Origin of the sequence: Butyrivibrio sp. XPD2002 (assembly GCF_000423945.1) — a bacterium.
Taxonomy (GTDB): Bacteria; Bacillota; Clostridia; order Lachnospirales; family Lachnospiraceae; genus Butyrivibrio.
The window spans coordinates 45,160-60,416 of record NZ_KE384116.1; the positions used below are offsets into that span (position 1 = coordinate 45,160).

Genomic DNA, 15,257 nt, shown 5'->3' on the forward strand with positions numbered 1-15,257 from the left:
TTGTGTAGAAATAGTTGTCCGGAAAAAGAATCGGAACAACTAGAAGTGGTATTGAAGTGGAAATAGTTGTCCGGAAAAAAGATCGGAACAACTAAATAGTATATTTGTGTAGAAATAGTTGTCTAGAAATAAAACCGGAACAACTAGACGATGGTAATTGGAAGAAATAGTTGTCTGAAAAAAGATCGAAACAACTAGATAGTATATTTGGGTAGAAATAGTTGCCCGGAAATAAAAACGGAACAACTAAATAGTATATTTGTAAAGAAACTAGAATCTCCCTAAAACAAACACATCCAAACATCTCCAAGTATAAAAGAAAACGTAAAAGCAAAAATACCCCTTTACTCCGTAAATCTAATGTAGTAGAATACGCCTAATGGAAAACGTTTTCTGAATCGATTTTTTTACTACAAGGGAGGTTACTAAGTGAACAGAGCAAAAAGAAGTACTACTTTTGTCATGGCCCTGGTTATGTCACTTACGCTCATGCTGTCCGGTTTGGGGAAGACCGTAACAGTGAGAGCGGCTGAGGGAGTGACGTTTAAGCTTCATTACCACAGGGAAGATGGGGACTACAAGAAATGGGATGCATGGCTGTGGACTGAAGGCGGCGAAGGCGGAGGTTATCCTTTTGAGGAAGAGGATGGCGAGATGGTTGCGACCATGTCTGTGCAGCCCGGAGCGACCAAGGTTGGTTTCATCGTTAGAACTGAGGAATGGGATAAGGACGTAGAGGCTGACCAATTTGTAGACATTTCAGAAGTAGTATCTGGTACAGTACACGCCTATGTTGAGTCAGGCGTGGAAGGTGCAGTGAAAGAATATGGAGATGATGTTGTGACTGGAACGAAATTAAAGAGCGCTATTTATGACGGAAAAAACACAGTAACATTACTTTTTACAGGGGAGCTTGATGCTGAGCAGGAGAAGACTTTCTATGTCGTTGGAAGACTTGGCGAGACTGAGGTTACAGAGGTTAGCCTCAAGGAAAAGGCATCAGACAGCGAGTACTATTACGACCTTACAATCGCTGATGAGCTTGACCCCACAAGGAATTACAGAGTTGGATTTGAGGAGCAGGAGTATCCTGTGAACATGCCTGTAATTTATTCAACTAAGGAGTTCGAGGACAAGTACACCTACGAGGGCGACGATCTCGGAGCTGTCTATGAAAAGGACAAGACAACCTTCCGCCTCTGGGCGCCTACTGCTGAGCAGGTTTTCCTGAATCTGTATGAGAGCGGTAAGAGCTGGGAGGAAGACCTCAGGGAAAAGGTTGAGATGAAGGCTGACGTAAACGGCACATGGGTTGTGGAAGTGCCCGGAGATCTCGCCGGAACCTATTACACCTTCACAGCGGTTCTCGATGGACTTAACGTGGAGGCCTGCGATCCCTATGCCAGAACCACAGGCGTTAACGGCAAGAGAGCGATGGTTGTTGACCTTGCTGCTACTAATCCTGAGGGCTGGGATGAGGACAAGAACCCTCATGCAGACGAGAGCATCAATGATGCGATTCTCTACGAGCTTCACGTGAGAGATTTTTCAGTTGCTAACGAGGCTGAGCTTGGTGATGATGCAGGAAAATACACTGCATTTGCAAAGACCGGAACAAAGACAGCAGGCGGTCAGCCCACAGGAATTGACTACCTGAAGGACCTTGGAATAACCCACGTACACATCCTTCCTTTCTACGATTTCGGATCAGTTGATGAAAATTCGAAGTCCACAGATCAGTTCAACTGGGGCTACGATCCGGTGAACTTTAACGTGCCTGAGGGCTCATATTCAACAGATCCTTACAACGGAGAGGTTCGCGTGGCTGAGGCTAAGCAGATGGTGAAGGCCCTTCATGACAATGGTTTGTCGATCGTTATGGACGTTGTTTATAACCATGTTTATAGTGGAAAAGATTTCTGTGTAAACAGATTAGTTCCGGGATATTTTTCAAGAATCAGTGATGACGGAACTTATTCAAATGGCTCAGGATGCGGTAATGACACAGCTTCCGAGCGTTCTATGGTAAGAAAATATATTGTGGATTCAGTTCGCTACTGGGCTGATGAGTATCACATCGACGGCTTCAGATTTGACCTGGTGGGACTTCTTGATGTTGATACCATTAACGAGATCATGACTGAGGTTCACAAGACTCATCCCGATGTTATCTTCTACGGTGAAGGCTGGAGCATGGACACCAAGGTTACCAAGGAAAATGTGACTCTTGCGACACAGAGGGCTTCCGAGAAGACTCCCGGCTTTGCATATTTTAATGACAATATCCGTGACGGACTTAAGGGAAGTGTGTTCAGCACAGACGAGACCGGATGGGCATCTGGTGCCACAGGAAAAGAGCAGAACATGATCGCATCCTTCAAGGCAGAAGAGGTGTGGAGTAAGAACCCCACACAGATCGTGCAGTACGCGTCATGTCACGACAACAACACTCTTTTCGACAGGATTGCTACCGCGCGAGAGGACGTTGACAGAGATACAAGAATCAAGATGAGTAACCTTGCAGCTGCTTATTATCTGACTTCTGAGGGAATACCCTTCATGCAGGCAGGTGAAGAGATTCTCAGGACCAAGGAGAAGGAAGACGGAACCTATGATTCCAACAGCTTCAGCTCCGGAGATGCGGTGAACTGCTTAAAATGGTATACTCTTGATGATCCTGAATACAAAGCAAATCTCGATTTTTACAAGGGACTCATTTCATTTAGAAAAGCGCATGGACTTCTTAGACTTTCAACAACTGATGAGGTTGAAAAGAGAGTAACTGCGGTTGAAGGACTTGATAAAAACGTGGTTGCCTTTAACCTTGATAATACTGACAAGGGCGTTGCCGGTGAGGAGGCAGAGAACATTTTCCTCGCTTTTAATCCCAATGAGACAGAGGCCAGCGTTCAGCTTCCTGAGGGTAACTGGAGCATCTGCGCAAAGGGCATCCAGGCGGGAACCGAGTCTCTTGGCACTGCAAGCGGAACCATAACTATCGCGCCTGTATCAGCGGTTATCCTGACAAAGGGCGATAGCATAGCTTCCAAGGCTTCTGCAAACGGAGCAAACAAGGGCGTTATCGGCGGCGTGGTTGCTGCTTCTGCGGCAGGTGCAGCTGCACTCCTGGCATTTACTCTTTCTAGAAAAAAGAAGAAGCAATAAATTACAGATTGTCCTCACCCCATTTTTTTAATTCCAAAAGAATGGGGATGAGGCTTTTTGCTTTTTCAGTGAGATTGTACTCGACTCTTACGGGCATCTCGTCATACTGTTTTCTCTCAACGAGGCCGTCTGCCTCAAGCTCTTTTAATGAATTCGCCAGCATGGTGTTGGTTATGCCGTGAACTGCGCGGGTCAGCTCTCCGTATCGGACAACTTCGTTATAATCAATCACACAGAGGATCATGATCTTCCACTTGCCACCGACGATGTCGATGACCTTCTTTAATCCACAGCCCTTTCCGGCGATGTCTTCACATAATGGTTCTTTTTTCGCTATTTTACTCATGGTATAGTTTTCCTTACTAGGTATATATGAACTGCGTACTTGATACATTTTTTATACCAACTATAATAATGGTGTCGGCAGAAAATAACAAGTAAGAATTTTAGGAAGGAGATTTTCCAATATGAGAAAGGCAGCTAATGATATAGACAGATGCGTTGCCTGCGGAGTTTGTGCCCTTCAGTGCCCACGGGAGGCGATAGACATCTACAAGGGCTGCTATGCTGTGGTCGATGTAGCGAAATGCGTCGGCTGTGGAATATGTGAAAAGGCGTGCCCGGCAGGTTCGATAAGGGTAACTGATGATGGAGTCGGCCGCTGAGCCTTGATGGAAATGGAGTTTAAAAAATGGCATCAAATAAGAAAAAGCATTGGTATGACTATCTTTGGATATGGTCAATTGTATATTTTGCGCTGGGATTTTTTAACATCCTGTTCGCGTGGCTGGGAATGATCGATTTCATACTTCCCCTGATTTTTGCAATCGTGGGTGGAAACAAGTGGTTCTGCAATCACATGTGTGGAAGAGGGCAGCTTTTCTGGGTTCTCGGAAGGAATCTGAAATGCTCCAGGAAAAAGCAGGCACCAAGGTGGCTCTCATCAAAGTGGTTCAGATACGGCTTCCTTGCATTCTTCCTGACAATGTTTGGGACAATGGTTTTCCAGACCTACCTTGTGTTCTCAGGTGCGGGCTCACTGAAAAAAGCGATCAAGCTCTTCTGGACATTTAAAGTACCGTGGCATTGGGCGTATAATGGAAGTGTGTTCCCGGACTGGGTGGCTCAGTTTGGATTTGGCTTCTACAGCCTCATGCTGACATCAACACTCATCGGACTTATTGTGATGGTGCTCTATAAGGAAAGAACCTGGTGCTCATTCTGCCCCATGGGAACTATGACTCAGGGAATTTGTAAGTTGAAAAATAAGAGTGGCAAGAACTGATTTTGTTGTTTGGGAAAATGCTATCCTGTAGGATAGTTATTGATATAACGAATATATTTTATTCATAAAAAGTAAATTATTATTGAAAAGGAATGGAGAATTATGACTTTAGAAGAAAGAGCTCAGAAGGCAGTAGAATTAAAAACTTCAGGAAGGTATAACTGTGCGCAGTCCGTTACTGTTGCGCTTGCCGATGAGACAGGCTTATCAGAAGAGCAGCTCAGACAGATTTCTGCAGGCTTTTGCGCAGGAATGGGCAACATGGAAGCAACCTGCGGAGCACTTATCGGCGCTGGCATGATCGCAGGTCTCAAAACTGAAGGTCAGGGCACACTTGGAAAGACAAAGCAGATCCAGGAAGAGTTTGCTAAAAGGTGCGGAGCAATTAAGTGCCGTGATCTTAAGGCGGTTACTGATGGTAAGCCGCTGTGCCCCTGCGAGGAATGCGTAAGGAATGCGGTGCTGGTTTATGGTGAAGTTATGGGACTTAAATAAAGATCAAATTGGATGGTATTTAGTAGTATAATGTTTATTTGTGGGGGAAAACAAATAATCGGGGGGTGTTTTATGACAGAGAAAAGTTTTGTTAATTGGCTGGCTGAAAGAAATTTGGAAGAAGAATTTGATGAAGCGTTAAAGTGTTATAGAATTCAGGCATATAAGGCAGCATATTTATTTTCGTATGTAACATTTTTAAAAAACATAGCGAATCAGATGATTAAGTATAAAGGCGTACCGACAGCCTGTATTGCTCAGACTAAGGGCAATGTAACCGGGGCAACTAAAGTATGGAATAGGATAGTTAATGATGTTAATAATCCAGTAACATGGGAAGAAAGTGTGCGCAACGAAATAACTAGAAAAGATAATAATATTTTTAATGTACCAGATGATATCAGAAATGAGCTTGATCAACATCGTAACAAGAGGAATGTATGCGCACATGGAAAGTCCAGGCCGATTGATGAAAGTTCTGTTGAAGATTTATGGAATTTCATTACATATGCGATGAATTATCTTGTGATAGATGGGACAGTTGAGCAATGGAAAAATGATATGGAGGATATGTTTCACTATTCCTTATCTGACGTAAAAGATAAATTTGAAAATAAAATGTATGTATATGCTACATTTGTTGAAGATGATAAAAAAGACATTTTCAATTGGATGTTGGACCAGAGCATGAACGCTGAATTTAATACTGGAAATTATGTTGCGGAGATAACCTGTTATTTTTTTGAAAGGGTTTTGGAAAGAACAGATGCCCTGGAACGAAAGTTTGTTGATGGGGATCATAAAAAACAAAGCTTTTTATCAATAATTACTGATGTTTATAAGCTTACAGAAATACCTACCAAGTATGTATATGCTGGAAGACCGAATCAGGTAGCTAGTGAGTTATCAGCTTGGAAGCATGGCAAAAAAAATATACAAAGGTTCTTCAAATATATATTTATCAAGAGCAAAGCTAATGAATATTGGGACATATTAAGCCAATATTGTAGAGAAGAGACATGTGAATTTGATAGAGATATATTAAATAATCTTGCTCTGTGTATAAGCGAAAAGCTGGATGAGCTGAAAGTACTTTATGTATATTCAATGTATGCTTCAAATAAGGAATATTTAACAGGTACTATAGACTATAATAAGGTGTATAGGTACATCGGAGATATAAAGCTTATTTTAATGATCTTTTGTAATGAAGTGTCGGTTGCTGATGATGTTTTTGGAAAACTAAATGAGTTTGTGCTTAGGTGTTTGATAGAGTACAAAACCGGAAATGGCAACTTTAATAACTATAAAGTATGGCTGGATGATATAAAATGCATTAAAGAATCTTTCTCAGAACTTGAGGTAAATGATATTGTATTTACTGTTTCGGATTCTGAGTTTGATTTTACGGATATTATTCGCTGCTTAGAAGATGAAAATGAAATAGGTAAATGCAACCAATTTTATTCGATTATAAGAGATGATAGTTATTACCGATTTGGAATATCAGATGGGACTATTAGAATGAAAACTTTGGCAGATGAGGATTGCTGCAATTCTATGGTCGAGTATATTAGCGGAATAATGAATGATATTGATCCAGGGTTTGATGTGAGCATAAATAATGAAATAGTATACACAAAGGACGCGCAACAGGAAAACGTATCAGCTTAATAGAAATTAAAAGAATATCAGGAAATAAAGTATTAACTAAGAATGCGGACCGGAATTAGCGCAATGTCATTAAGTTAAGGGCGACGACAATAAGACTCTTATACCAGAAATGGTATAGGGGTCTTTTTTTCTGAAAAAACAGTTGACAGTAGGGCTGAAAAGTGCGGCCGCTTTCGCTACTGATTATATTTAGAGGTAGCGAAAGCGGCCCTTGAAATTGTAAGCATAATTCTCAATTTCAAGGAGGTGCACATGAACCCAAAACAAGTAAAGAATCTATTGGTTGCACAAATAAAGCTAGTTTCAGCTAATGCCAAGTCATTCTGTGTCGATTCCGAGAAGAACTTTTCAAGAAAAAGGAAGCTAACTATGGAAAAAATTATTGCTGGAATTATTGGCATGGGAAGTGGGAGTCTCACAAATGAATTGGTGGATTTCTTTAACGACAGTTCAGAAACGCCGACATCATCAGCATTTTGTCAGCAACGGTGTAAGGTATCTGTTGAGGCTTTTGAGACTGTATTCCGCCTCTTTTCAAAGAAACTTTTTGATTCTTTCAAGGCTGATTTACCTATTTTGGCGGTCGATGGATCAAAGATTCAGATTCCAACAGACCCTACCGATGCTGATTCGTTTTTTCCTGGGACAAATGGGCAGAAGCCATACAACATGGTTCATTTAAACGCCCTATATGACATTAAACATCAACTTTATCTGGATGCGGTTATACAAAAAGCAAAATTTGAAAATGAGGATGTGGCTCTTACAGAGATGGTAGACAGATCGCCATTACATAATGCTCTCTTGATGGCAGATAGGGGATATGAGAGTTACAACAATCTTTCGCACATCCAGGAAAAAGGATGGTACTTTCTTTTCAGAATAAAAGATGGCCCCACCGGTATAAAACAAGGGTTAATATTACCAGATGCCAGTTCCTATGATGTGAATATTGAATTGAATCTAACTAGAAAACAGACAAATGAGGTTAAGGAACTATTAAAAGATAAAAATCACTATAAGCTTATATCTACAACTAGAGTTTTTGATTATCTCCCAATAAAAAACAGGAAATCGGAACCGACAAGTTTTTACAAGCTATCATTCAGAATCGTGAGATTTCCTCTGTCGGAAGATTCCTACGAAACAATCATAACCAATCTTCCTTCCGAAAAATATCCTCCTGGGGAAATAAAGAAACTCTATGCTTCAAGATGGGGAATTGAAACATCTTTCAGGGATTTGAAATACACCATGGGAATGCTTGATTTTCATTCAAAAAAGGTGGAATGCATACAGCAAGAAATCTATGCACATCTTACAATGTATAACTTTGCAGAAATGATTACCTCGCACGTAGTCATTAAGAAAAAGCAAAGAAAATATATATACAGAGCTAACTTCTCGGTTGCAGCTCACATGTGCAGAAAATTTTACCGCGGTATTACATCGCCACCTGATTTGGAAACCATTATATCAAGAAATCTTGTACCCATTAGACCAGATCGGCATCGAGATAGATACCAGTCTGCAAGAATCTTCAGAGGTTTCCTATATAGAGTAGCATAAAGCTATAGATTTTACACGTGCTCAGCAGGCGGATTTCCATTCGTCTATTTGTTGTGTAAATAACCATGGAAAAAGAGGATGCTGGAACAATTCCAACATCCTCTTTATAACTTTTCCCTCATGTTACAATGCTAACTTAATGACATTGGGAATTAGCGGTTCCGCATTTTTTTCATTTAATAGGAAATTGCGCCTTGGCGGCGCAATCTTGAAATAAAGGTAAAAGTCTTTATTTCAAGGAGGCAGGAGAGAAGATCAAGGTTAATATCAACACAAACTCTAACAAAGAGCTTAAGAGAGAAGACGGATCCGACATGGATACCAGAGAAATCTTCGATGTTTTCCTTCAGATGTGTAAGGACAACGGTATCAAGGTTATGATGGACTGCCACAGTGCGGATGCCAACAACTCAGGACACAACTACAACGTATGGTACGGTCCTAAGGGCTTCACAACTCAGGACTGGATCGACGGTTGGACATGGTTTGTAAATGAGTACAAGGATGATGATACTATCATCGCTTGTGACCTTAAGAATGAGCCTCACGGAAAATATTCTCAGGCTGATTCAAACGCAGCAAAATGGGATGATTCAACAGATGAGAACAACTGGCAGTACGCAGCAAGCATCTGCGGACAGGCTATTCTCGATGTTAACCCGAACCTCCTTATTATGGTAGAAGGTATCGAGGAGACTCCCAGAGATGGTTACGATTACAACTCAGGCACACAGGATCCCAATGCTTCAGAGGATGAGCTGAAGTACTACGGCGGCTGGTGGGGCGGAAACCTCAGAAATGCCGGTAAATATCCTGTAGACCTTGGAAGTCACCAGAGTCAGCTCGTTTATTCTCCTCACGACTATGGTCCGCTTGTTTATAAGCAGACATGGTTCGACAAGGACTTCACGGAGCAGACACTGCTTGACGATGTATGGTATGACAGCTGGTTCTATATCCAGGATGAAAATATCGCACCTCTCCTTATCGGTGAGTGGGGCGGATTCATGGATGGCGGTGACAATGAGAAGTACTTAAATCTCATGTCAGAGTTTATCGCAAAGAACCACATCAATCACACCTTCTGGTGCATCAACCCCAACTCAGGCGATATAGGCGGACTTCTTAAGGACGACTGGGCAACATGGGACGATGCAAAATATAACATGATGAAAAAGACCCTTTGGGCTGATGACAGCACAGGTAAGTTCGTTGGTCTTGATCATGAGATTCCGCTCGGCGACAACGGCGAGACAGTAACAGATTTCTACAACTAAACTTCATACACCCAAAAATGAGGAGAGGCTGAGGATGCGTTTTCAGCCTCTCTTCTATTTTTTGTGAATGGATTATTATATTTAGTAGAAAAACAGTCAGATTAACGATTGCTAACAATTTAATTGCAATAAATATTTAAATCTGATATAATAACTGCGCATGTAAGATTTGTTTTTTTATTAAGAGGTATTTGACATGGCAGAAGTATTTGATATTCAGAAGTATATGACAAGGGGTGTAGAGCGCGTTGTAGCTGACGCAATAAGAGCTACATTAAAGAACCCCAAGGAGAGCGCCTACATGGCAAAGTTTGCAATGGCCAGCAAGGCTTCTTCCAAAAAGAGAGCAAAGAGCGAGGCAGAAGGAGAGCATATTCCTCCGTTTTTGATAGCAAGTATCACCAGCAGCTGTAACCTTCACTGCGCAGGCTGTTACTCAAGATGTAACAACGCAACAGAGGATGCAGAGCCCGTGGATCAGCTTACTGATCAGGACTGGAGCAATGTGTTTGAGGAGGCCGATGACCTCGGAGTCAGCTTCATTCTTCTTGCAGGTGGCGAGCCCCTTCTTAGAAAGGGTGTCATCGAGGCTGCGGGAAAAAAGCAGAATATACTGTTTCCGATTTTCACAAACGGAACCTATATGACTGAGAAGTATTTCGATGAGTTCGACAAGTGCCGTAACCTGATCCCTATCATGAGTATCGAGGGCGAGAAGGAGGCAACTGATAAAAGACGCGGAGAGGGTGTCTACGACAAGCTTGTTTCCAACATGGATGAGCTTAAGGAAAGAGGCATAATCTTCGGAGCTTCCGTAACTGTGACAACTGAGAATATCAAGGAAGTATCTTCCGAGCGCTTCATAAACATGCTGTCTGAAAAAGGCTGCAAGGCAGTGATCTTTGTTGAGTTCGTGCCCGTGACAGAGGATTCAGAGTACCTGGCTCCCGGCGAAGAGGACAGAGAATATCTTAAGGCTGAGATCATGCGTCTTAGAAAAGAGCATGAGGAAATGGTTTTCGTATCCTTCCCCGGCGATGAGAAAAATTCCGGCGGATGCATTGCAGCAGGCAGAGGATTTTTCCATATTAATTCCCATGGTGGCGCAGAGCCCTGCCCGTTCTCACCCTACTCAGACATCAATGTGAAGGAGACTTCACTCAGGGATGCCATGAAGTCCAAGCTGTTCCACAGCCTTCAGGACGAGGGAGTTCTTCTCGACGATCACAAGGGTGGATGCGTTCTTTATGAAAAGAGACAGCAGGTCGAAGAATTGCTAAATGCATGACAAAAAATGAGTATCTTCCTGAATATAGAAGATGTAAACTTGATAGTTGAGGGGCAATAAAGTTTTGGAGGATGAAAAATGAGCAACTTTTTAGAGCTTTCTAAAAGCAGAAGAAGTGTAAGAACTTTTGATAAAAACAGACTTGATGATTCCGTTATAAATGAGCTTAAGCAGTTTGCTGACAGTATCACCAATCCCTACGGAGTGCCTGTCAGATTCGTGTTCCTTGATAAGGATGAGAACGATCTTTCAAGCCCTGTGCTCTCAGGTGAGAAGACCTATGTGAGCGCTGTTGTGAAAAAGACAGAGCACGCGGAGGAGGCTTACGGCTACGCTTTTGAAGCACTTTTAATGCATGCGCATGAGATGGGACTTGGAACTGTCTGGATCGGCGGAACAATGCCCAGAGAGAAATTCGAGGAGGCCACAGGACTTGCAGCGAATGATCTTATGCCCTGCATGAGCCCTCTTGGAAAGCCTGCAGACAAGATGTCAATTAAGGAAACTCTCATGAGAAAGGGAGTTAAGGCTGACAGCAGAAAGAAATTTGAAGAGCTGTTTTTTGAAGAAGATTTCAATACTCCTCTGACAGAGGCTAAGGCAGAGTCCCTGGGACTTAAGGATGCACTTGAGTGTCTCAGGGTTGCACCATCAGCAGTTAACAAACAGCCCTGGCGTGTTATAATTAATGGAAACGAAGCACATTTTTATGAGAGACATGACAAGGGCTTTACAACACCTGACTATGACCTTCAGAAGATCGATGTGGGCATTGGAATGTACCACTTCGAGAAGGAACTTGCGGCCAGCGGGAAGACGGCCACTCTTGAAGTAAAGGATCCCGGAATTAAAGCGCCTTCAGATGTCGATTACGTTGCAACTTATAGGTGGTAAAAGTAATCTAATGGCTAATTCAAAAAATTATGACATGCTTAACGGCAGTCTTATAGACAAAATAGTATTATTTGCAATTCCGCTTGCAATATCCAGCATTTCTCAGCAGCTATTTAACGCTGCTGATCTTGCTGTTGTGGGAAGATTTGCATCTCCTGAGGCTATGGCAGCGGTGGGAAGTAATTCATCGGTTATTTCACTGATAATAAGCTTCTTCATCGGTCTGTCCATCGGTGCCAACGCCCTTATCGCGATGCAGATCGGAGGCGGAAAAAAGAATGAGATAAACGAAACCGTTCACACTGTAATTGCGGTATCCCTTTTGGCGGGATGCGCGATTATTTTGATCGGTTTCTTTTTATCGGGGCCGATTCTTGTCATGATGGGAGCACCATCCAATGTCCTTGGTCTGGCAAAGCTATACCTCAGGATTTATTTCTTTGCGATGCCTGCGATCATGGTCTACAACTACGGCTCTGCAGTCCTGAGAAGTAAGGGGGATTCCAAGAGACCCCTTTATGCGATGCTGATATCAGGTGTGATCAACGTTATTCTGAATTTGATATTTGTAGTTGTTTTCCATCTGCATGTAATTGGTGTTGCGCTTGCAACAGTTTTATCTAACCTTTTTGGCGCCGGATATATTCTGTATATTTTATTTAATGAGGAAGAGACCTTCAGACTTGACCTCAGAAAACTCAGTATCAAGAAGCAATACCTTATCCGCATGATGCAGATAGGCCTTCCTGCAGGACTTCAGGGCGTTGTCTTTTCATTATCCAACGTGGTTATCCAGTCGACTGTAAACAGCTTTGGTTCAGATGCCATCGCGGGTTCAACGGCCGCTGCCAATTTTGATTTCATATCCTACTGTGCGATGAGTGCCTTCGCGCAGTCTGCCGTAACCTTCACCAGCCAGAATTATGGCGCTAAGAAATTTGACAGATGCAAAAGAGTTTTCAGGATATGTATGGCCTGTGGTATCGGTGCTTCGGCGCTGGTTGTGTTCCTTTTTGTGACCTTCAGATACCAGGCGATCAGTATCTTTACAACAGAGCCTGCTATTATCGAGTTCGCAATGAAGAGAATCATGAATGCCTTTTTATTCCACTTCCTTATTGGAAGCTATGAGATAAGCGGTGGCTGCCTTCGCGGTATGAACCATTCGCTGACACCCACACTTATTTCTATTTTCGGAACCTGCGTATTCAGACTTATCTATGTCTTTACATATATTCCGACTCACCACACCTTTGAGGAGCTTTTCAGAGTTTATCCCCTTTCATGGGTGATAACTGGAATCGCCACGATTTCGGTGTATCTGATCGTGAGACGCAAGGAATTTGCGCGTCTTAGCTGAAAATAAATATGCCCGTTGCATATCGAACGCATGTTTGCTAGAATGGTATATATTAAGTAATAAAAGCGGGGATACATCATGCAGGAAATTCTTGATTGTTTAAATGAAGCGCAGCGGGAGGCGGTTACTTCAACCGAAGGCTACGTACGTGTTATAGCGGGTGCCGGAAGCGGTAAGACAAGGGCTTTGTCGCACCGCTTTGCTTATCTTGTAAACGGTCTTGGAATCATGCCGGGGCACATTCTCTGCGTCACCTTCACTAACAAATCTGCCAATGAAATGAGGCAGCGTATTCACCGCCTCACCGGAGACAACGACACAGGATACATCAACACTTTTCATGGATTCTGCGTCTCTGTGTTACAGGAGGATTCTCACGCGGTTTCCTATCCCAAGAGCTTTCTCGTTCTTGATAATTCCGATATCGATGATATGTTGAAAATCATATATGAGGAGCGTGGACTTTCCCTCCGCGACATGACCTTCAGTGCCGCCAGGGATATGTTTGAGATACGCAAGATTTTCAAGGAACCGGAATATTATCTTGATATGATCACCATGTCCCTTGAGACTCTTAAGGAAAAATACGACAGTGCAACTACTGCGGAGGACATACTGTTCTATGGCTATCTCTATCAGGAAAAGAAGTGCTTTGGACTTGATTACAATGATCTTATAAAATTCTCGCTTTACATCTTTTCACAAAATGAAGATATCAAGCTCAAGTGGCAAAAACGTCTTGAGTACATAATGATCGACGAGTTTCAGGATATCGACAGCCTTCAGTATGAGCTGATGGAGGTTCTCTCAGGCTACCATAAGAATCTTTTTATAGTAGGCGACCCGGATCAGACCATCTACACCTGGCGCGGTGCAAACGTGAAGTACCTCTTGGATTTTGATAAAAACTTCCCTGATGTAAAGACAATCATGATGAATGATAATTATCGTTCAACTCCGCAGATCCTTGGGGCAGTTAATTCACTGATTGATAAAAATACCCAGAGAATCAAAAAGGAGCTTACGCCTACACTTCCTTCGGGAGAGAGCGTCCTCTGTCATCTGGCTCCTAATACTGCCGAGGAGGCGGACTGGATAACTGGAGAGATTCTGGCCATGAAGGGGATGGGCATTCCCTACCGCGACATGACAATTCTTTATCGTGCCCACTATGTCACCAGGACAATAGAAGAGGGACTTTTAAAGGAAAAGATTCCTTATACGATCTATTCTGGTGTCCAGTTTTTTGGACGGATGGAAATAAAGGACGCACTTTGTTATCTGCGAATGATTGTTTACAGGGATGACATTTCATTTAGAAGAATCGCCAATGTGCCCAAGAGGAATCTGGGAAAACGCCGCATGAGTTTTCTGGAGCAGTACGCAGCGGAAAATAAGTGCTCACTTTATAAGGCGCTCCACGAGAATCTTGATAACGATATAATGCGTGGCACCAAGGCAGGAAAATTTATTGACCTTATCGAGAGATTTGCTGACAGCTATGAAGGGCTGCCGGTTTCAGAGGTTTTGTCAAAGATACTAAATGAGAGTGGCTATGAAGAGATGCTGAGGACTGAGGGCGCGCAGGAGAGACTTGATAATCTTGCAGAGCTTAAGCAGTCAGTGTTTGAGTACGAAACCACCTGCGGTGAGGAGGTTGGTCTGGAAGATTATCTTAAGCACGTGGCGCTTTTCACCAATGCTGACTCTGATGCGGGGCAGGAGGACAAGGTCCGCCTCATGACAGTACATGCTGCAAAGGGATTGGAATTCCCCTACGTATTTTTGTGTGGCATGAACGAGGGTATTTTTCCTTCAAGAAAAATCCATACTCTGGAGGGGATGGAGGAGGAGCGAAGGCTGGCCTTTGTAGCTATGACAAGAGCGAAAAAGAGACTATTCATATCAGAGGCCGGGGGAATGAATTTTGAGGGAATACCCAGGTATCCTTCAAGATTCATTCTGGACATCGACCAGAACCTGTTAGAATTTACCGAGAAGCCGGATGATGCGATGCTGACAGCAGTAAGAAAATATATCGACAATGACTCCAGACACTTAAAGGGAGCAGAGAAGCTTAACCTGCTAGAGCCCGGACAGCGGGTGGAGCATGCAATTCTTGGTCAGGGAACAATCCTGGAGCTAAACACGGAGGAGCAAAGCTACCTCATTCAGTTCGACGGTATGGAGACAACAAGGCAGATTTCCTTTAAGGTGAAGCTGAGGAAGATATAGATATTTACACAACAG

At 42.9% G+C, this 15,257-nt stretch carries 12 protein-coding genes; 11 read left to right on the forward strand and 1 reads right to left on the reverse strand.

Features of this window, described 5'->3' with window-relative positions; all coding sequences use genetic code 11:
- The first annotated feature begins 429 nt into the window (after positions 1 to 429).
- On the forward strand, positions 430 to 3,165 hold the full coding sequence (pulA, locus tag G587_RS0118830) for a type I pullulanase (protein ID WP_026493506.1): 2,736 nt from the start codon (positions 430 to 432) through the stop codon (positions 3,163 to 3,165).
- Position 3,166: 1 nt separating this feature from the next.
- On the opposite strand, the gene G587_RS0118835 is transcribed toward pulA, so the two are convergent.
- Positions 3,167 to 3,511 carry a winged helix-turn-helix transcriptional regulator gene (locus G587_RS0118835; protein ID WP_026493507.1) on the reverse strand — a complete coding sequence of 115 codons (345 nt, stop codon included), beginning with the start codon at positions 3,509 to 3,511 and terminating at the stop codon, positions 3,167 to 3,169.
- Between the two features lie 121 nt (positions 3,512 to 3,632).
- On the opposite strand from G587_RS0118835, the gene G587_RS0118840 reads away from it, so the two are divergent.
- The 10 genes from G587_RS0118840 to G587_RS0118885 all read left to right on the forward strand — a co-directional run bounded on the left by G587_RS0118840 (position 3,633) and on the right by G587_RS0118885 (position 15,242).
- Positions 3,633 to 3,830 carry a 4Fe-4S binding protein gene (locus G587_RS0118840; RefSeq protein WP_026493508.1) on the forward strand — a complete coding sequence of 66 codons (198 nt, stop codon included), beginning with the start codon at positions 3,633 to 3,635 and terminating at the stop codon, positions 3,828 to 3,830.
- A 26-nt stretch (positions 3,831 to 3,856) separates the two neighbouring features.
- Positions 3,857 to 4,450 (forward strand): 4Fe-4S binding protein, encoded by a 594-nt coding sequence (locus G587_RS0118845; RefSeq protein WP_026493509.1) that lies wholly within the window; start codon positions 3,857 to 3,859, stop codon positions 4,448 to 4,450.
- 102 nt (positions 4,451 to 4,552) lie between these two features.
- Positions 4,553 to 4,945 carry a C-GCAxxG-C-C family protein gene (locus G587_RS0118850; protein WP_026493510.1) on the forward strand — a complete coding sequence of 131 codons (393 nt, stop codon included), beginning with the start codon at positions 4,553 to 4,555 and terminating at the stop codon, positions 4,943 to 4,945.
- 72 nt (positions 4,946 to 5,017) lie between these two features.
- Positions 5,018 to 6,619, forward strand: a complete 1,602-nt coding sequence (locus G587_RS0118855; protein ID WP_026493511.1) for a hypothetical protein — start codon at positions 5,018 to 5,020, stop codon at positions 6,617 to 6,619.
- 252 nt (positions 6,620 to 6,871) lie between these two features.
- Positions 6,872 to 8,188, forward strand: coding sequence for an IS4 family transposase (locus G587_RS24770; RefSeq protein WP_026493512.1), 1,317 nt, complete (start codon positions 6,872 to 6,874; stop codon positions 8,186 to 8,188).
- Positions 8,189 to 8,502: 314 nt separating this feature from the next.
- On the forward strand, positions 8,503 to 9,465 hold the full coding sequence (locus G587_RS23615; protein WP_330364541.1) for a glycoside hydrolase family 5 protein: 963 nt from the start codon (positions 8,503 to 8,505) through the stop codon (positions 9,463 to 9,465).
- Positions 9,466 to 9,661: 196 nt separating this feature from the next.
- The gene (locus tag G587_RS0118870) at positions 9,662 to 10,753 is read left to right on the forward strand and encodes a radical SAM protein (RefSeq protein WP_026493513.1); all 1,092 of its coding nucleotides are present in this window, start codon (positions 9,662 to 9,664) and stop codon (positions 10,751 to 10,753) included.
- Between the two features lie 78 nt (positions 10,754 to 10,831).
- Positions 10,832 to 11,647: a nitroreductase family protein gene (locus G587_RS0118875; protein ID WP_026493514.1), complete on the forward strand. Its 816-nt coding sequence runs from the start codon at positions 10,832 to 10,834 to the stop codon at positions 11,645 to 11,647.
- 10 nt (positions 11,648 to 11,657) lie between these two features.
- Complete coding sequence (locus G587_RS0118880; protein WP_026493515.1) at positions 11,658 to 13,007, forward strand: MATE family efflux transporter; 1,350 nt, start codon at positions 11,658 to 11,660, stop codon at positions 13,005 to 13,007.
- A 78-nt stretch (positions 13,008 to 13,085) separates the two neighbouring features.
- Positions 13,086 to 15,242, forward strand: a complete 2,157-nt coding sequence (locus G587_RS0118885; RefSeq protein ID WP_026493516.1) for an ATP-dependent helicase — start codon at positions 13,086 to 13,088, stop codon at positions 15,240 to 15,242.
- The last annotated feature ends 15 nt before the right edge of the window (positions 15,243 to 15,257 follow it).